Origin of the sequence: Blautia sp. MSK20_18 (genome assembly GCF_020553125.1) — a bacterium.
GTDB lineage: Bacteria > Bacillota > Clostridia > Lachnospirales > Lachnospiraceae > Blautia_A > Blautia_A fusiformis.
In genome coordinates, this window is sequence record NZ_JAJCGR010000016.1 from 1 (window position 1) to 18,300 (window position 18,300).

The window sequence follows — 18,300 nt, forward strand, 5'->3', positions numbered from 1 at the left end:
CTTGCACGGTGTGGCTCGGGGCGAAAGGCGTGAAAGCGTCTGACCTATCGAGATTTCTTTTGAAAGGGCAGACAGGAAGTTTCAGCGTGGAGATCTGGAAACGCTTTCGCAAATGGGGCGGAATCCCATCAGGTTTAACGCAGAACGTCAAGGACCTTCTGGCTTCCCGTGAGATCGAGAACATTTTTGAGAACTCGGACTTTATCTATATGCTCAACCAGGCCAAGGGAGACCGTCAGATTTTGGCAAAGCAGCTGGGAATCTCCCCGCACCAGCTTTCCTATGTGACCCATTCCGGTCCCGGCGAGGGGCTTTTGTTCTTTGGAAATGTGATCATCCCCTTTGTGGACCACTTCCCGAAGGACACACTGTTGTACAGTGTGCTTACCACAAGACCGGATGAAATAGCGGGGACCAAAGCGTGAGACAAAAATTAAAATGGATCGGAGGTGAGAACAATGGCACACGACAGGGAGTTTCAAAGAAAGCGCAAAGATACCCGGATGCCGGTGCGTGATTCCCACGGGGAAGATCAACCGGCAGCCAGGCAGACCGAACAGGATTTTGACCTGCGCAGGGCACGGGACACCCCTTCTTCTGTCAACGGCAAGACACACAGGCAGGACATCCCTGTACAGACGGAATTTTCCCAGCTATCACCGGAAACACCGGTGTCCTTGCTGGAACAGGGCGATGCTTATGCGGCCGCTTTGGATGTTTTTTCGGATCGCTTTGAGATACCGGATGCTACCGGAACAGAGTCCCCGACACAGGACAACGGACGAAGCAATTTCCGGCAGGAGGTTTCCAGGCGTTCTTTTGTAACAGAGGATGTGACAGACCATGATACCGGACAATATGCACCTTCTTCCGAAGGATCAGCCCCACCGAGCGGCACAGACAGATCCGGTCAGGGACATCGTTATCGGACACATCAGCATGGGAACAAATATCAGCAGCGTTTTCAGGAAGCGGCACAGGCGGAGGAACAGGCAGCACAAAAGGAAAAGGGTGTGGATAGCGAACCGCCGAAAACATCCAAGCTGGAATTTACTGCGGATGAACTGCCACCGGAGACAAAGGATAAAAAGCTCACCCATGCAAGACGGAAGGCGGAACGGACTACACAAAAAGCAGAGCAGGCGCAAAATCGTCTGCCGGCCCGGAAGAAACTGCGCATGGAGACGGTTTCCGACCCGGAGACCGGAAAAGCCAAAAAACACTTAAAATTTGAAAAGGAGGTTAAATCCCAAAAGGCCCATGTAAAAGGACCTGTACCCCTGCGTCCGGTCAAGGCGGGCGCCAATACTGCCATTGGTTACGCTCATAAAAAGATTTATGAGGCAGAGGATGAAAATGTGGGGATCAAGGCAGCCCACCGCTCTGAACTTGTGGGCGAGGCGGGGCTTCGCACGGCATATCACCGGCATAAAACTGCCCCCTACCGAAAGGCAGCGAAATTACAGCAAAAATCAGCAAAGGCCAACGCAAGACTTGCCTACCGGCAGGCTCTTAGCGACCACCCGGAGCTGAAGAAACATGCGATTGCCCGGATATGGCAGAAACAAAAACTGAAAAGGCAGTATGCCAAGGCTGCCCGTGAAGCCGGGAAACAGGCAAAAAATGCCGCAGTCGCAACAGAGAGGGTCAGCGTCGGTATTGTCCATGCGGTCAAACGGCACCCTATGATCTGCCTTGTCCTCCTGCTTCTCCTTTTGGTAATTTTCTTGATCATGTCCCTGTTTTCCACGTTCTCCAATATTGGGACCGGCGGTCTGGGAAGTCTGGCTGCTTCTACCTATCTTGCAGACGATCAGGACATCAATCAGGCGGAGCTTACCTATACCGAGTGGGAAACAGATCTGCAAATGGAAATAGACAGGGTGGAATCAGACCGCCCCGGTTATGACGAATACCGGTATAACCTGGGTGCGATCGAGCATGACCCGTATGTGCTGATGGGGTATCTGACTTCTGCTTATCAGGGATTTACTTACGATGAAGTGGAAAGCGTGCTGCGGCAGCTTTTCCAGGAACAATATACCCTGTCCTTTTCAGAAGAAACCGAGATCCGTTACCGCACCGAAACTTCCGTTGACCCGGAAACCGGGGAAGAAACCCAGGAGGAAGTGCCTTATGAATGGCGCATCTTAAATGTCAAGCTCACAGTCACACCTCTGGAAAACCTGGTCGTTTCCCGGATGAACGCAGACCAGAAAGAGATCTGCGAGATCCTGCTGCAGACAAAAGGAAACCGCCAGTATGTCAAAAATGTCTTTGGCACCAACTGGCTCCCTTATGTGACCAGCTACTACGGCTACCGGGTACATCCCATCAGCGGGGAAAAGAACTATCACACCGGTGTGGACATCGGGATGCCGGAGGGCACAGAGATCCTTGCCGGGCATGACGGAACAGTCACCCTTGCGGGAAATGCCAGCGGTTATGGCTTATGTGTTGCCATTGAAGGCGAGGCATACGAAGGACATACCCTGACGACAAAATACGGGCACTGTTCCCAGATCCTTGTTTCTGCCGGGCAGGAGGTCAAAGCCGGGGATGTGATCGCAAAGGTCGGGAATACCGGAAATTCCACCGGTCCCCACCTGCATTTAGAAGTCCTGGTTGACGGTCAGTATTTGAATCCCCTGTATTTTGCTGATACCGGCGATACCAGCGAACGGCACCTGCCGGAAGTTGGTTCAGGCGGCACAGGAAACTACTTCGATTATGACATTCCACCGGAAGCCCTTGCGGATGAACAGTTTGCTGCAATGATGGCCGAGGCGGAAAAATATCTTGGCTATCCGTATGTATGGGGAGGCGCAAGCCCTTCCACTTCCTTTGACTGTTCCGGCTATGTGTCCTGGGTGATCAACAACTGCGGCGTCGGCTGGAATTTCGGAAGGCTGACTGCGGACGGTCTTTTAGGTGTATGTACGCCGGTATCAAGCGCAGATGCAAAACCGGGCGACCTGATCTTCTTCCAGGGGACCTACAATACCAGCGGCGCAAGCCATGTAGGGATCTATGTAGGAAATGGAATGATGATCCACTGCGGAGACCCGATCTCTTATGCCAACATCAATACAAGCTACTGGCAGCAGCATTTTTATACATTTGGGCGTCTGCCTTAACAGATTGGAGGTAATAAATTGAATCCTAAAATTGAAAAACTGGAAAAGGAAATTGAAAAGACCAAAACAAAGATTGCGGAAATGCAGGCAAAGCTCCATAAGCTGGAGGAACAGAAAACGGAGCTGGAAAATACCGATTATGTGGCGGTGGCGCGCAGTTTCAAACTGACGCCCCAGCAGCTTGCGGATTTTTTGAAATCACAGCAGGCGGCCCCTTCGGAAACTATTTTACCGCAGGAGAAGGAGGATGTGCATGAGGCTTAAAAAACTTTCCCTGCTGCTGGCGCTTACGCTTCTTGTAAGTGTCAGCGCATTACCTGTAACGGCTCATGCCGGCGGTTCCAAAGACACCACACCGCCAACGCTGACTGCTTCCCTGGAGGGCGATGCCCTGAAAATAGAAAGCAGTGACGATCTATCCGGCGTGGAGGCGGTCTTTGTTGATGAAAACCGTATCAACTCCCTTACCGATGGGAAAGCGTCGGTTGCACTAAAAGATTATGCAGGAACAGAAAAACAGGTAAGCATATACGCAAAGGATTATGCAGGAAACCGTTCTGATGCGATAAAGCTGGATAATCCGTATTACAAAGAACCGGCTCCTGAAAAGAAACCTGCTGTGGCAGCACCCCAGAGTCCGTCCGGTACACAGACAAAACCGCCTAAGGAAGAAAAACCTTCCGGCTCAAACGTTGCAACTCCTTCCGGCGGCGGAAATTCTTCCGGTTCAGATAACAGTACCGGACAGCAGGAAAATACTTCTGCGGTCCCGGAAGGTGCATTTACCCCGGAAGGCACCGGAACGGTACAGGACAACATCAGTGGTACGGATGGGGAAAAACAGTTTTACACCATCACTACGGACGCGGGCAATGTCTTTTATCTGGTGATCGACGGGAAACGGGAAGATAACAATGTCTACTTCTTAAACGGCGTCACAGAGTCCGACCTGATGGCGCTTGCAGAAAAGAACAATGGCAGCATGAGCATGATTCCCCAGGAAGAAAGCTGCAGCTGCACAGAAAAATGTGAGGCGGGAAAAGTCAATACCGGCTGCCCGGTCTGCAAAAATGACTTAAATGGCTGCAAAGGAAAAGAAAAGCCGACGGAAACTGAAAAACCGGCAGAACCGGAAAAGCCGAAGAAAGAAACCGGCAGCGTCGGCACGATCCTGTTTATCCTTGTTGCCTTACTTGCGGTCGGCGGAATCGGTTACTATGTAAAAATCGTGCGTCCGAAACAGCAGGCCGAGGACGATGCGGAATTTGAGGATGACGGTTATGGCGAAGGCTTTGACCCGGATGAGGCATACGGGGAACCGGAATATCTTTCCGAGGACGATTTTGACGACAAGGACAGCAAATAAGGCTGTCCTTTTAGATTTTATGAAAGTGAGGATTTTTTCATGGAACATATCATAACCAGACGCCGCGGCTTTCGCAAGCTGTTGGCGTTTTTGCTTTGTATGGCAAGCATTTTGGGGCTTCTTCCGGCTCAGGCTTTTGCCATGTCTGTCGGACAGACGGCAAGCTCCTGGCTGGGCGACCAGTATGTAGGCTCTGATGGGAACCACTACCGCGCCCCGGCGCCTTACACCTATCTTGCCTACCATACAGACGGAACCATCGACGTACACACCAGTTCCGGGGGCAATGCTTACCGGCATTATATGCTGACGGATTCTGACGGGATCAGCCACCAGGTTTACTGTGTGGAGAGCGGGATTCCTTACCATACTTCGGAAAACACCTATGTTTCAGAAAGCGGGACCAACAGCCAATATCTGAACCTGCTTCCTGCCGAGGCAAGGAGGGGGATCACCCTGACTGCGATCTATGGCTGGAAACCCGGTGCGGCGCTCCCTGTTTCCGGGATCAACGAGGACGACTATAAGATGGCGACCCAGATCATCCTCTGGGAATACCAGCAGCAGCTTAGAAGCGATCCGTACAGCCGCCACGGAAACGGCCACGCAGACGCCGACCAGTATTTTAGCGTGATCGCCGGACGACCGGCAGAAAAAGCCTATGACTGGATTCTGGCACAGGTTGCTTCCCATTCCACAGTCCCTTCCTTTACTTCTTCTAAGAAAAGCGAAGCACCGGAACTGGAACTGAAATGGGATGTTGAAAAAAAGGTCTATACCCTGACGGTCACAGATACTAACAACTTGAAGATCGACCTGGAGGCTTTGAAAGGCAGCGGCGTTTCTGTGACAAGAAACGGAAATGAATACACCTTTACCAGCAGGCAGATGATGATGGACCCGGTGCTGTTTGAATTCCGAAAGAATATCCCGGTGGCAAACGACATGCTGATTTGGGGCAGACCCGGCTACCAGACCATGATGACCGGCGCCAGCGATCCGGTTTCCTTCTTTGTAAAGATCAAAACGGAAACTTACGGTACTGCAAAACTTGTCAAGACCAGTGAGGACGCCATTGTTTCCGGTATCACCTTCCATATCTCCGGTACGGACATTTTGGGAAATGAAGTCAATGAGGAAGTTACGACCGGAGAAAACGGCCAGATTGAAAAGAAGCTCCTGCCGGGAACCTATCTGGTAAAAGAACTTCCGGTGGACCGCTATGTGACCCCTTCCGCACAGTACGTGACCATTGAAAGCGGGCAGACTTCTTCGGTACATTTCAGCAATATCTTGAAGAAATTCCGCGTCCATGTGGTAAAGAGTGATGCTGACACCGGAAATGCTCAGGGGGATGCCACTCTTGCAGGGGCGACCTATGGGATCTTCCGTGATGGCGAACTGATCGACACTTATACTACCGGGTCAGATGGCAGCTTTATGACCCGCTATTATGTATGCGGGGATGGCTGGACGATCCGGGAAATCGAACCGAGCACCGGGTATCTTCTGAATGAAACTATTTATGAGGTGGGTGCATCCCCTTCCCAGTATGAAGTGGAACTCAATACCACAGAAAATCAGGTGACGGAAACGGTTATTTACGGAAATATCCAGCTTGTCAAGCACACCGATGACCTGGACCCGGATGTGCCTGAGGACGAAAATACCGACGATCCCAATGCCGGTATCATCGAACGCCCGGAAGCAGGCGCAGTCTTTGAAGTTTACTTAAAGGCAGCCGGAAGCTATGACGCGGCAAAGGAAAGTGAACGTGACCTTCTTACCACGGATGCGGATGGTTTTGCTTCCAGTAAACCGCTTCCTTATGGGCATTATACGGTCCATCAGATCGCAGGCGAGGAAGGCAAAGCCTTTGTCCCGGACTTTACGGTATTCATTTCCTCTGACGGAAAGACTTATAGCTATATTCTGAACAACCGCACCATCACAGCCCGTCTGAAAGTTGAAAAATGTGACGCAGAGACCGGAAAGATTATCCCTGTGACCGGAACCGGTTTTCAGATCAAGGATCTTTCCACCGGGGAATTTATCACCCAGACAGTCTACTATCCGAACCCGGAAACACTGGATACCTTCTATGTTTCTGACGAGGGCTGGCTGATGCTGCCGGAGCCTTTGGCCGCCGGGGATTATGAACTTTATGAGGTGGCTGCCCCTTATGGCTATGTGCTTTCCGATCAGCCGGTACCGTTTACCATTGACGGCAGCGAGGCGGTTGTGACGGTCACTCAGTACAATATGCCGCAGAAAGGCCAGCTTACCATCACAAAGACCGGAGAAGTATTTGCTTCTATCCAGGAAAACGACGGACTGTACCAGCCTGTGTATGAGACTGCCGGACTTCCGGGAGCGGTCTATGACGTGATCGCAGATGAAGATATTTATACCGGTGACGGTACCTTGCGGGCAGCAAAAGATACGGTTGTGGAAACCCTTACGACCGGCGAGGACGGCACAGCGAAAAGCGGGCTTCTCTATCTTGGCCGTTATCGTCTGGAGGAACGTCAGGCTCCTTCCGGTTGTGTGCTGAATCCTCAACCGGAATATGTGGATCTGACCTATGCGGGTGAGACCGTGGAGGTCACACAGGCAGCAACAGGTCTTTATGACGAACGACAGAAAGTGGATGTCACACTTTTCAAGGCAATGGAGACCAATGACCTGTTCGGTCTTGGCATGAACGAGGAATATAAGGATATTTCCTTTGGACTTTATGCTTCCGCAGACCTGACGGCGGCAGATGGCAGCGTGATCCCGGCAGATGGACTTCTGGAAGTGGTCTCTGTTTCGTCTGATGAATCCGGCGGTTACAGTGCTTCCTTCGCCTCCGACCTGCCTTTTGGCAGCTATTATGTCAAGGAACGCACGACCAACGGCGCCTATATCCTTTCGGATCAGAAATATCCGGTCGTCTTTGAATATGCCGGACAGGAAACCGCCCGGGTACAGATCCTTGTCAATGAAGGCAAGGCTGTTTCCAATGAACTTCTCCGCGGGCGTGTAGACGGTGTAAAAGTTGGGGAAAACCCGGAAGGCGGCGAAGATGTCACGCTGGCCGGTGCGCTCATGGGACTGTTTAGACCTGATACAGAAGAATTTACCGAAGAAAATGCACTGCTTACTGCTGTTACCGGAAAAGACGGCAGTTTTTCCTTTGAGAATATTCCTTACGGACACTGGATCGTCAAGGAGATCTCTGCCCCTGACCTTTATACAGTAAGCCCGCAGCAGCACCATGTATATATCGGTGCAGACGGACAGCATATTGAGATCCGTGTGGAAAACACCCTGATCCGCGGCAGTGTGCAGGTAACTAAAACCGAAGCTGTGGAAGGACCTTCCCCTGTGGAAAAGGAGGATAAGAAAGACAAGAATTCTTTCCTGCGTTTCCTGCCCGGTGCGGTGTTCGACCTGTATGCGGATTCCAACGCCAACCAGGAATATGATCCTGACGATCAAAAGATCGGTACGCTGAAAGAAACCGATGCAGGCTATCATACGGCGGAAAACCTTCTGGCTGGCGGCTACTTTATAAAAGAAAGCAAAGCGCCGGAGGGCTATCAGCCTGATCCAAACGCTTACTATTTTTCCATCACAGAAGATGGACAGGTCGCAGTTGTGGAAAATGGAGAAGCCGGGCACGGATTTACCAATGAGGCTTACCGTGGCAACTTAAAGATCACAAAGGATTCCAGCGACGGGCGCAAAGATGGTTTTGCCATCGAGGTCAAGAGCGCGGACGGCTCCTACTGCGAGACATTCACCACTCCAAAATCCGGTGTAATTGAAGTAAAGGGCCTTCGTGTCGGTATTTATACCGTAACAGAAGTTGCAAACCGGGCAAGCAAGGATTACATCATCCCTGATGCCGCTACGGTGGAGATCAAAGCTGACCAGACATCTACGGTCCAGTTCTTTAATGAAAAACCGGAAAAGCCGGGGAAGCCGGAAAAACCTTCTGTTCCGTCCAATCCTTCCACCCCTCAAAAGCCGGTACCGCAGACCGGGGATGATCCGTATATTTTCCTATATGGCGGACTGTTGGCAGCCGCACTGATTGGCGGCAGCGTATTTGCTGTGTATTATTTCAAAAAGGGAAAATACAGCAGGACTTCCCCGAAAAGAACGGCTGTCGGGATTTCTGTCCTTTCACTCTGCGTTCTGGTGGCTTTTGGCAGCGGTTTTTTGGTGTTCCGTGACTTAAACCAGTATGCCGAGAGTAAAGATGCCTATCAGGATCTTGCCGGATATGTGGAAGTACCGGAGCAGACAGCCTCCCCGGAACAGGCAACCGATCCAACGGAAACAAAACAGGACGATGCCGATATTGTCCTGCCTTCGGTAGACTTTGAAGCGCTCCGTGAAAATGGACCGGACATCATCGGATGGCTTTCCCTTCCTGATACGGTGCTCAATTATCCGGTGACGCAGACTGACAACAACGAGTATTACCTGAACCATCTTTATGACGGGACCTACAACAAGGTTGGCTGCCTGTTTGCCGACTATGAAAATCAGGCAGGTTTTTCAGACCGCAATACGATCGTCTACGGCCATAATATGCGGGATGGTTCCATGTTTGCTCTGCTGAACCGGTACGATGAACAAAGTTACTTTGATACCCACAGGCAGATGTATCTCGTTACTCCGAAGGGTGGTTATGTCATGGAGATCTTTGCGGCGTTTGCAGCAAAGCCGGAAGAATCCGGCAGTGAAACTTCTCCCTGGCAGCTTTCCTGGAAGGATGACGGTGCTTATACTACCTGGCTTACAGCTATGAAGGAACGTTCCGCGGTGGAAAGTGATGTGACTGTGATCTGCAGCGATAAGGTACTGACCCTTTCTACCTGTACGCCGGGCGGCACAGGACGCTTCCTTGTCATGGGAAAACTCGTGAAAGTAGATAACGAAATATAGATTCTAGACGGTGCGGGGGCAAAAGCTCCCGCACCTGCTGTTTACAAGGAGGATTTTATTTTATGGTAAATACCATGATTTCCATTCTCGGCTATGTCCATCTTTACCGCTCGCTTTTGCGGTTTTATGACATGCCGGAAAATGAAGTCCGGGAAATGCTCTATCTTCTGAATACGGCAAACTTGGACTGCTATGAGTATTATCACCCGGACCGCAGTGTGATCCAGAGCGGACCGGTCGCTTTTTGCGGATGGCTGGAAACGAAAGACTGCCGCCCTTACCGCACAGAGGTACAGCTTTACAAATCGCTGCTGTTTTTGAAGCGCAGCATTGACCGTGACCTGATCGTATCAGCTCAGAGGGAGGCTCTGCAAACCCTGCGCTGTATTATCTCCAATCTGGAATACCGCTTTTATAAAGCCTATGGCATGGAGATCGAGGACAAACGCACGGTCTATGGGGAATGTACCTACCGTCTGGTTCCCAGGGAGGATGAACCCAGCGTGTGCCTGATGCACGACTGGATCTACCTGCCAACTGCCTGATGTCACGAATAATATATAAAATATGTGACATATATGAAAACTGTACTGCCTTGCAAAATTTTTGATTTTTGATGTATAAATCAGATTTTTAATGGGAACACTCAAAATAAGAGGAATAGGACCTATTGCAATCATGTCACGAATAATATATAATATTCGTGACATGAAGGGAGGCGGTATTGTGGACAACGGATATACAAAACGAATACGAGAGCGTGTTCTTTCTCTTGAAGATGGAACTGTTTTTGTGATGTCTGATTTTGCGGATATTGCAGATACATCCACTATTCGTCAAAGTTTAAGTCGTTTAGTGCAATCAGGAACATTGCGCCGTATTTTGAAAGGAGTTTATGAAAAACCAAAATATAGCAAACTTCTGGATGAATATGTGGCGGCAGACCCGGAAGCGGTGGCGAACGCATTGGCACGAAGTTATCACTGGACGATTGCCCCATGTGGGAATACAGCATTGAACCTGTTAGGTCTTTCAACACAGGTAACAGCAGTATGGTCCTATATCAGCGATGGTCCATATAAGACCTACGAGTGGAACTCTACAAAGCTGGAATTTAAGCACCGGACCAATAAAGAGATTACCGGATTGTCCTATATGACAAGTTTGGTTATACAGGCATTAAAAACGCTTGGCAGATCGAATGTTACGCCAGAAGTCATACAGATGCTTTCCGAAAAACTGACAGCCAAGGATAAACAGGCTTGTTTGAAGGAAGCAACCGAGTCTACGGATTGGGTTTACGATACGATACGGCAGATTTGTGGAGGTGAAAAGGTACAATGAGAAATATAGCAAGACTTTCAGATAACGACCGCAGGGAGCTGTTCAGAAATACAGCAGATAAAATGGGGCTGAATGATGCCATTGTAGAAAAAGACTTTTGGGTATGTTTTACGCTGGATTATTTATTTCACCGCTCACCATGGAAAGAGTCCATCACCTTTAAGGGCGGTACCAGCCTTTCAAAAGCCTTTCACCTGATCAGCCGGTTTTCAGAAGATATTGATTTGATTCTGGACTGGCGTGTATTGGGATATGGCAAAGATGAACCATGGGAGAAACGTTCCAATACAAAACAGGATGCTTTTAACAAAGAAGCCAATGCGCGTGCGGAGGTATTTCTGTCCGAAACATTCTGCCCGGCAGTCAAAGCCGGCTTATCCCAGGAAATCGGTTGTGAAGCAAATGTCTACATAGATGAAAAGGATAAACAGACGGTCATTTTCGCCTATCCGCACCTTTTTACAAATACGGCGACCTTACAGGTGATCCGTTTAGAGATTGGTGCGCTGGCAGCGTGGACTCCTGCAAAAACAGCGCAGATCGAACCATACGCGGCAAAATATTATCCGAAGATTTTTGAGCAAAAAGAAACTGCAATCCTTACCGTTGCCCCGGAACGGACCTTCTGGGAAAAAGCCACAATCCTGCACCATGAAGCGAACAGACCGGAACATTTGGAAATGCCGCAGCGGTATTCCAGACATTATTATGATCTCTACCGCATGGCTGCAACACCGGTCAAAGAAGCTGCTTTTTCCAGGCTGGATCTCCTGAAGAAAGTTGTAGATTTCAAAATGAAATTCTATCCCAGATCATGGGCGAAGTACCCGGAGGCTGTGCCGGGCACATTAAAATTACTCCCGCCGGAATACCGGTTCGCAGCATTGGAAGCGGACTATAACTCTATGCAGGATATGTTGTATGGAGATGTTCCGACATTTGAGACAGTCATAGCAGCGGTCCGGGAACTGGAAAAAGAGATCAATACACTATAACAATTACATATCCGTTTATTTGCCGGCTATTCTAAGATGCTTTAGAATAGCCGGTTTCTTGTTTTCAAAGGAGGGATGCTATATTACGCAAAATGAAGTCAATGCCGTTTTTGACGAACAGGTACGGCTCTGTGCTGATACCTTGAAACGAAAAACCAAAGAATACACCGGGGATGCCCCGGACCGGCTGGGTGCATTTAAGGCAGCGGCAGCTTTACAGCATACAACGCCCCAGCGTGCCCTTGCCGGTATGCTGGCAAAGCATATTGTTTCTCTATACGATATGTGCTTTGCCGAGGAAACAGTTTATCCGATGGACACATGGGACGAAAAGATCACAGACAGTCTTAACTATCTGTTCTTACTGAAAGCGATTGTAAAGGAGGGACATACCAATTAAACAGATTGAAGTAAAAATTTTGAACTGCCAGGCGGTAGCGGAAGCAGAAAAAAACATGGTCTTTGCGGCAAGGCTTACCCAGCAGGGACATAAGATTGCCTCAATGGACGACCTGATGGAGCTCTACGAAAAATCATTCAGCGTTCAGACAGTAGCAGCTATGGGGGCGCTTCCCCATCCTACCATCCAGAAATTTGCGGTGATCACGGTAGCCATTGTCGGCGCCAGCAGGCGTTTTCTGGCGCAGATCACCCGCCACCAGAACGAAGTAAAATTTATGAGTGCATCGCTGCAGTACAGCAACTATACGGGACAGGCGGATTTCGCTGTCCCGTATTCTATTATGACGGCTCCGGCAGTGGTACGGGAATTGTACTTAAAAAGCTGTAATGAAAGCATGGAATGTTATGAAACCCTGTGCACTGCCGGAAGCGGGCACGATGCGGCCGGCTATGCCACGCCCCAGGGATTACGGAATGTACTGCTCATCAGCGCCACCCCTTATCAGTGGAAACATATCATCAGCCAGCGGGTATGCCGGAGAAATACAGATGAAACAAGGATCGTGCTGTTAAAGGTCTGGAAAGAACTTTATGACCTAAGCCCTGCCTTGTTTGCCCCGTCACTGACCGGGCCTTTCTGTCAGATGGATCGATGTCTGGAAGGTAAAATGACCTGCGGGCGAAAACTGCAGGCAGATATGACGCCGGAGGATATTTTAGAAAAAGATTATCCTGCTCTTTGGGAAGGAGGCTGCCGATGAAAATAAAACTGATCGACTTTGGCGTACCGGAGCACCAGCGTCCTTACCGTCCGCATGGCAATGATGCCGGAGCGGATGTTTATCTGCCCTATGACTGTACCTTACAGCCCGGAGAAATCGCCAAAATTCCTCTTGGCTTTGGACTGGAAATACCGGATGGATATGCGGGATATATCTTTCCCCGTACCAGCATGGCGGTAAAAGGTCTGGTCTGTGAACTGCCGCCTGTGGATTCCGGCTATCGTGGAGAGATCCATGCGATCATCAGCAATGTAAGCAATCAGGCGCAGTCTCTTTTTAAGGGAGCCCGTATCGGGCAGCTTGTGATCACGCCGATCGTCATTGCGGATTTTGTAACCGATCTGGGAACAGAACGAGGAACCGGCAGCTTTGGCAGTACCGGCGAATAGAAAAAGGCTGTTTGGGGAACAGTTTTTGAATACTTATCGGTATAGGGAGCGGACATTTCGAGAACATTATAAAATATAATAAAGAAAGTCACGAAAAAAGCGGCCTTTACCGTGACCGCTTACTTTCTGCTATTGAGTTCTTTCATAATACCGAGGATATATTGCATGGATTGAGGATCAAGCTGTCTTGCCTCTGCAATGAATTCCTTTAAGGTTTCCGGGTAGGTATTTCCTTCATCAAAGAATTCCTGCGGTGTCACACCCAGATATTCGCAGATGTAGAAAAAAGACTGCATAGCGGGAAGTGACTTTTTATTCTCAATATTATTGATGTAGTTGTTTGCCTGACCTAACGATAAAGACATATCGCGTGCGGAAACTCCTTTCTGTGTCCGCAGCTTCGCTAATCGTTCCGGGACAAAATCTTCATACATCGCCTTCACCTCCCATTCTGTAATAGATTGTACCTTACACCCCTTTATTATCCGCAAAGAGAAAAAGGGTATTATCGTTGACTTGCTAAATAAAATCTATTACTATGTGAAAAGTGAAGAATTTTACCTATCAGATGGAGGGATGACCGATGAAAGGAAAGACCTGCTGTGTTACCGGACACAGGGATTTACCGCAGAATGAGATCAACAAAATAAAAGCCGCTTTGGAACATGAGATCGATGCTGCCGTTACAGATGGATTTACCTGTTTTATGAGTAGCTTTGCAGATGGCGTGGATCAGTATTTTGCAGAGCTGGTGTTGGAAAGAAAGCAGACCAATCCGGCGCTGGAGCTGATCGCAGTGATCCCTTACCGCAAACGTCTGGACAGCCTGAATAAGAAAACAAGAACCCGTGAACTGCTGGAGGCTTGTGCGGATGTTGTTGTCATACAGGAAAAATATCTCCCAAGCGTCTACTCCCACAGAAACCGCTATATGGTGGAGCACTCCGACCGAGTGATCGCTGTATATGACGGACGGGAAACCGGCGGTACGGCAAAGACGATCCGCTTCACCCACCGGATGAAAAAGGAACTGCGGGAAATCCCGGTTGGAGAGATCGTCCTGCCGGATCACTTGAAACCAAAAACAAAATAGATACCTGTTGATGCGCTCACTTTGAAGTGGGCGTTTTTCTTTACCCATTTTTAGGAGGAATGCTTATGTGGAACCTGATTTCACATTTCCTTACCTTTGCCGGAGGAATGGCTTCCGGCGTTATGCTGATGTGTCTTATGCAAACCGGAAAACTTGCGGATAAAGAATTTGAAACTATGAAGGAGGAATAAAAATTGAAACTTGTGATTGCAGAAAAGCCCTCTGTTGCTATGTCACTGGCAGCAGTATTAGGCGCAACGGAAAGAAAAGATGGTTATCTCGAAGGTTCCGGTTATCTGGTGAGCTGGTGCGTGGGACATCTTTTGGAACTGGCACAGCCGGAGACTTACAAAGAACAGTACGCCAAATGGCGGTATGAGGATCTTCCGATCCTGCCGGAAAACTGGAAATATGAAGTTCCAAAGGATAAGAAAACGCAGCTTGCTCTTTTGTGCCGGCTGATGAAGGACAAACGAGTGGATTCTGTGGTATGTGCTACGGATGCCGGGCGTGAAGGAGAACTGATCTTCCGTCTGGTCTATGAATATGCCGGATGTAATAAGCCTATGGAACGCCTTTGGATTTCCAGTATGGAGGATGCGGCGATCCGTGAGGGTTTTGACCATCTCCGTCCCGGCAGTGATTACGATAAGCTCTATGATGCGGCAGTATGCCGGGCAGGAGCCGACTGGCTGATCGGGATCAATGCCACCCGGCTTTTTTCTGTCCTGTATGGTGTCACACTAAATGTCGGCCGTGTTATGTCACCGACGCTGGCACTTTTGGTACAGCGTGAGTCGGATATTGAATCCTTCATCAGCAAGCCTTTTTATGTGCCGGAGATCACCTGCGGAGGTTTTACTGCTTCCGGCGAAAAAATGACGGAACGATCCGAGGCTGAAAAAATCCGTATGGACTGTGACCACAACTCCGCTTTTGTGCGTTCTGTGGAAAAGCAGGTAAAAACCATACAGCCTCCCCGCCTTTATGACCTTACAACTCTGCAAAGGGAATGTAACCGTATTTATGGCTATACGGCTCAACAGACCCTTGATTATGTGCAATCTCTCTATGAAAAGAAGCTGGCAACCTATCCGAGAACGGACAGCCAGTATTTGACGAAGGACATGCAGGCAACCGCCGCTTCCCTGATCCTGTGGCTGCGTGACAATATGCCCTTTGGAAAAGGCTGCGCCGGAGAACCGGACATTGACTGGGTAACAGACGACAGCAAAGTGACCGACCACCATGCCATCATTCCAACTGTGGAGATTGCACGGACAGACCTGTCAGAGCTTCCTTCCGGGGAGCGGGATGTGCTTACCCTGATTGCCGTCAGACTGCTTTGTGCCACAACGCAGGCAAACCGGTTTGAAGCGGTCACCGCTATGTTAGACTGCCAGAGATATACTTTTACGGCAAAAGGAAAGACCATCTTACAGTCCGGTTGGAAAGAGGTGGAACGGATTCACCGTATGAGTATCAGGCAGAGTGAAACGGAACATAGAGAAAACGAAGATGCTGCTCTCCCTGTGCTGAAGGAAGGACAGACTTTTGAAACTGTGTCAGCAAGTCTCCGTGAAGGGAAAACTTCACCGCCGAAACATTATACGGAGGACACGCTGCTGTCCGCTATGGAGACCGCCGGTGCGGAAGATATGCCGGAAGATGCCGAGCGTAAAGGATTGGGTACTCCGGCTACCCGTGCGGCAACACTGGAAAAGCTGGTTTCTGCCGGATTTGTACAGAGAAAGAAAAAGCAGCTCATTCCTACGGAAAAAGGAAGGAACCTGATTGCAGTCCTGCCGGACAATATCAAGTCTCCCATCTTAACTGCAGAATGGGAATCTATGCTGAAACAAGTGGAACATGGCGAACTGTCGGCAACGTCTTTTATGGATCAGATTGCAGATATGAGCCGGACGCTGGTAAAAGAACATACCGCCCCGGAGAAATGTTTTGCGGATCTGTTTCCTTCTTCCAGAGAAACTGCACATGAAGCCGTGGGGGTATGTCCTCGCTGTGGCGCCCCGGTATATGAAGGAAAGAAAGGGTTTTTCTGCAACAACAGGGAATGTTGTTTTGCTCTTTGGAAAGATAACCGTTTCTTTTCCAGCAAGAAAAAGTCCATCACAAAGTCTGTGGCAGCGGCTCTTTTGAAAGAGGGCCGTATTTCTATGTCCGGGCTTTACAGTGAAAAAACAGGAAAGACCTATGATGCGGAAGTGATCCTGGATGATACCGGCGGTAAATATGTAAATTTCAAGCTGGAATTTCCCATAAAGAAAGGCAGGCGTAAATGAGCGATCGAAAAACCTTTGAATATGGCGGTTATCACTTCACGCCCATACGAAAATTTCACAAAAAAGAAGGCGACTTTTTCGCCATATCGAAACGGCTGGCAAGTGACCCCAACTTAGGGTTGTGTACTTATCAGGATCGGCAAAAAGCACCTTATGATTACAAAGGCTTTTATACCGTCGCAACCGACAAAGAATGTGATGTTTTCCGCTGCGAAGAAAATGGCTTATTGTATGTGCCTGGAGAAAACGAACTTTTTATTTACCATGAACCGAAACAAAAAAAGCGGAACTCTATCGCCGATGCCCTTTCACAGTCCAGGAATGTTACTGATACAACCGGAATTTCCAGCGGCCGGCAAAGCAGTGCCCCGGAAAGGTAGGCGTTATGGCAGAGAGAGAATTGAACCGCTCGGAGCGGGTTGCGATCCGAAAGCTGGTTACGGAGCTTTGCGCTAACTATGACTCTCAGGATAAGATCTGCCTTCCTTTGGACAGTCCTTGCTATATGCTGAATAAATGGTGGACCGGCGCTTATTGCAGGTACTTTGAAAAAGCGGTGCTGCCGGTGGATGCAGCACTGAAATCAGCCATTACCGGCGAGGACACCTCCATGAGACAGAAAATATGCCCTGTGTGCGGAAAAGCATATCTTCCTACGACTAGCCAGGCATATTGTTCTGATGCCTGCCGGATCTATGCAAGACGGAAATTCGAGCGGGAACGCAAACGCAGGAAGCGGCAAAACCAACTATGATATGTACGCAACTTAGCCCCAAAAGTCCTTGATTTTCAAGGGTTTTTCGCACCTGTTTTTAAGGGGCTGTATAAGAATACTCCGGTGCTTTGAAATGAGGTTAAGTTGCGGACAAACATATATTTTAACAAAAACGATAGGAGGCGATTTTTTGAATATCAACACGATTACTGCAGAGGACCTTCGCCGTATGTCAGATAAGGAAGGGCTGATTTTACAGGGCTGTGGCGGGGATCTGACAGAGTGGGTGGACGGGATCAATGAAATGCTGACACATGCAGGCATATTGAAAGATGGCTGTCAGTTTGAGAATGTGGCTGCTTTTCAGCTCGGCGAACTAACCTGTTTGCTTTACCCGTTTGATGATGTGAAACTGGATATAGGAAAACTTGCCCTGTGGCGTTTACAGACCCATGAAGTCTATGGCGGCACATGGCTGTCGGACTTTGTGCCGAATTATTTAGGCGGATTTATAGAAACACCGGAAGCGTTGGCAGATAAACCGGATTGTCCACTGATCGGAGCAGATGGGAACATTTTTAATCTGCTGGGTATTGCTTCCCGTACTTTGCGGGAGCATGGTCTGAAAGAACAGGCAAAAGAGATGTCTGACCGGGTATTTGCTTCCGGCAGTTATGGAGAAGCGCTCTGTATCATTGGCGAATATGTCAACATCACAGATTCCGAACCAGAGCATAAGAATTCTCTCCGTCAGCAGCTAAAAGCAACAAAACCGGTAGACTCGGTAAAAAAACAACAAACTTCCAAACAGCAGGAACGATAAGGAGGGATGC

Annotated in this window: 17 protein-coding genes and 1 pseudogene; 17 read left to right on the forward strand and 1 reads right to left on the reverse strand. The window is 49.1% G+C overall.

What is annotated here, in order from left to right; translation table 11 throughout:
* From LI091_RS10105 to LI091_RS10155, 11 genes and pseudogenes are all read left to right on the forward strand, one after another.
* Positions 1-425 (forward strand): annotated as a pseudogene (locus LI091_RS10105) (VirB4-like conjugal transfer ATPase, CD1110 family); the annotation flags it as partial.
* Positions 426-458: 33 nt separating this feature from the next.
* A complete protein-coding gene (locus LI091_RS10110) occupies positions 459-3,137 on the forward strand; it encodes a CD1108 family mobile element protein (protein ID WP_265191138.1) in 2,679 nt (892 codons plus the stop codon).
* 18 nt (positions 3,138-3,155) lie between these two features.
* Positions 3,156-3,401 carry a DUF4315 family protein gene (locus LI091_RS10115; protein WP_040446576.1) on the forward strand — a complete coding sequence of 82 codons (246 nt, stop codon included), beginning with the start codon at positions 3,156-3,158 and terminating at the stop codon, positions 3,399-3,401.
* Positions 3,391-4,503: a DUF4366 domain-containing protein gene (locus tag LI091_RS10120; protein WP_154255838.1), complete on the forward strand. Its 1,113-nt coding sequence runs from the start codon at positions 3,391-3,393 to the stop codon at positions 4,501-4,503. The genes LI091_RS10115 and LI091_RS10120 overlap by 11 nt, the downstream gene beginning before the upstream one ends.
* Positions 4,504-4,542: 39 nt before the next feature.
* Positions 4,543-9,444: a class B sortase gene (gene srtB, locus LI091_RS10125; RefSeq protein ID WP_265191139.1), complete on the forward strand. Its 4,902-nt coding sequence runs from the start codon at positions 4,543-4,545 to the stop codon at positions 9,442-9,444.
* Between the two features lie 62 nt (positions 9,445-9,506).
* Positions 9,507-9,989 carry a hypothetical protein gene (locus tag LI091_RS10130; RefSeq protein WP_154255840.1) on the forward strand — a complete coding sequence of 161 codons (483 nt, stop codon included), beginning with the start codon at positions 9,507-9,509 and terminating at the stop codon, positions 9,987-9,989.
* 181 nt (positions 9,990-10,170) lie between these two features.
* Positions 10,171-10,788, forward strand: a complete 618-nt coding sequence (locus LI091_RS10135; RefSeq protein WP_040446582.1) for a DUF6088 family protein — start codon at positions 10,171-10,173, stop codon at positions 10,786-10,788.
* On the forward strand, positions 10,785-11,783 hold the full coding sequence (locus tag LI091_RS10140) for a nucleotidyl transferase AbiEii/AbiGii toxin family protein (protein ID WP_005361105.1): 999 nt from the start codon (positions 10,785-10,787) through the stop codon (positions 11,781-11,783). The genes LI091_RS10135 and LI091_RS10140 overlap by 4 nt, the downstream gene beginning before the upstream one ends.
* Positions 11,784-11,865: 82 nt before the next feature.
* Positions 11,866-12,183 (forward strand): hypothetical protein, encoded by a 318-nt coding sequence (locus tag LI091_RS10145; RefSeq protein WP_173016810.1) that lies wholly within the window; start codon positions 11,866-11,868, stop codon positions 12,181-12,183.
* A complete protein-coding gene (locus LI091_RS10150) occupies positions 12,179-12,946 on the forward strand; it encodes an FAD-dependent thymidylate synthase (protein WP_265191154.1) in 768 nt (255 codons plus the stop codon). Before LI091_RS10145 ends, LI091_RS10150 begins: the two co-directional genes overlap by 5 nt.
* On the forward strand, positions 12,943-13,356 hold the full coding sequence (locus LI091_RS10155) for a dUTP diphosphatase (RefSeq protein WP_005361111.1): 414 nt from the start codon (positions 12,943-12,945) through the stop codon (positions 13,354-13,356). The genes LI091_RS10150 and LI091_RS10155 overlap by 4 nt, the downstream gene beginning before the upstream one ends.
* A 119-nt stretch (positions 13,357-13,475) precedes the next feature.
* Here the strand turns inward: LI091_RS10155 and LI091_RS10160 are convergent, their stop codons facing one another.
* Positions 13,476-13,790 carry a helix-turn-helix domain-containing protein gene (locus tag LI091_RS10160; protein ID WP_005361112.1) on the reverse strand — a complete coding sequence of 105 codons (315 nt, stop codon included), beginning with the start codon at positions 13,788-13,790 and terminating at the stop codon, positions 13,476-13,478.
* A gap of 149 nt (positions 13,791-13,939) precedes the next feature.
* Here LI091_RS10160 and LI091_RS10165 point away from each other — a divergent pair, with 149 nt between their 5' ends.
* The 6 genes from LI091_RS10165 to LI091_RS10190 all read left to right on the forward strand — a co-directional run bounded on the left by LI091_RS10165 (position 13,940) and on the right by LI091_RS10190 (position 18,290).
* Positions 13,940-14,449 (forward strand): SLOG family protein, encoded by a 510-nt coding sequence (locus LI091_RS10165; RefSeq protein WP_005361115.1) that lies wholly within the window; start codon positions 13,940-13,942, stop codon positions 14,447-14,449.
* Between the two features lie 65 nt (positions 14,450-14,514).
* On the forward strand, positions 14,515-14,640 hold the full coding sequence (locus LI091_RS10170) for a DUF3789 domain-containing protein (RefSeq protein WP_081017347.1): 126 nt from the start codon (positions 14,515-14,517) through the stop codon (positions 14,638-14,640).
* A 3-nt stretch (positions 14,641-14,643) separates the two neighbouring features.
* Positions 14,644-16,752 (forward strand): DNA topoisomerase 3, encoded by a 2,109-nt coding sequence (locus LI091_RS10175; RefSeq protein WP_265191141.1) that lies wholly within the window; start codon positions 14,644-14,646, stop codon positions 16,750-16,752.
* The gene (locus LI091_RS10180; protein ID WP_154252843.1) at positions 16,749-17,132 is read left to right on the forward strand and encodes a hypothetical protein; all 384 of its coding nucleotides are present in this window, start codon (positions 16,749-16,751) and stop codon (positions 17,130-17,132) included. Before LI091_RS10175 ends, LI091_RS10180 begins: the two co-directional genes overlap by 4 nt.
* 5 nt (positions 17,133-17,137) lie before the next feature.
* The gene (locus tag LI091_RS10185; RefSeq protein WP_154252842.1) at positions 17,138-17,506 is read left to right on the forward strand and encodes a cysteine-rich VLP protein; all 369 of its coding nucleotides are present in this window, start codon (positions 17,138-17,140) and stop codon (positions 17,504-17,506) included.
* A gap of 190 nt (positions 17,507-17,696) precedes the next feature.
* Positions 17,697-18,290, forward strand: coding sequence for a hypothetical protein (locus tag LI091_RS10190; protein ID WP_442860782.1), 594 nt, complete (start codon positions 17,697-17,699; stop codon positions 18,288-18,290).
* The last annotated feature ends 10 nt before the right edge of the window (positions 18,291-18,300 follow it).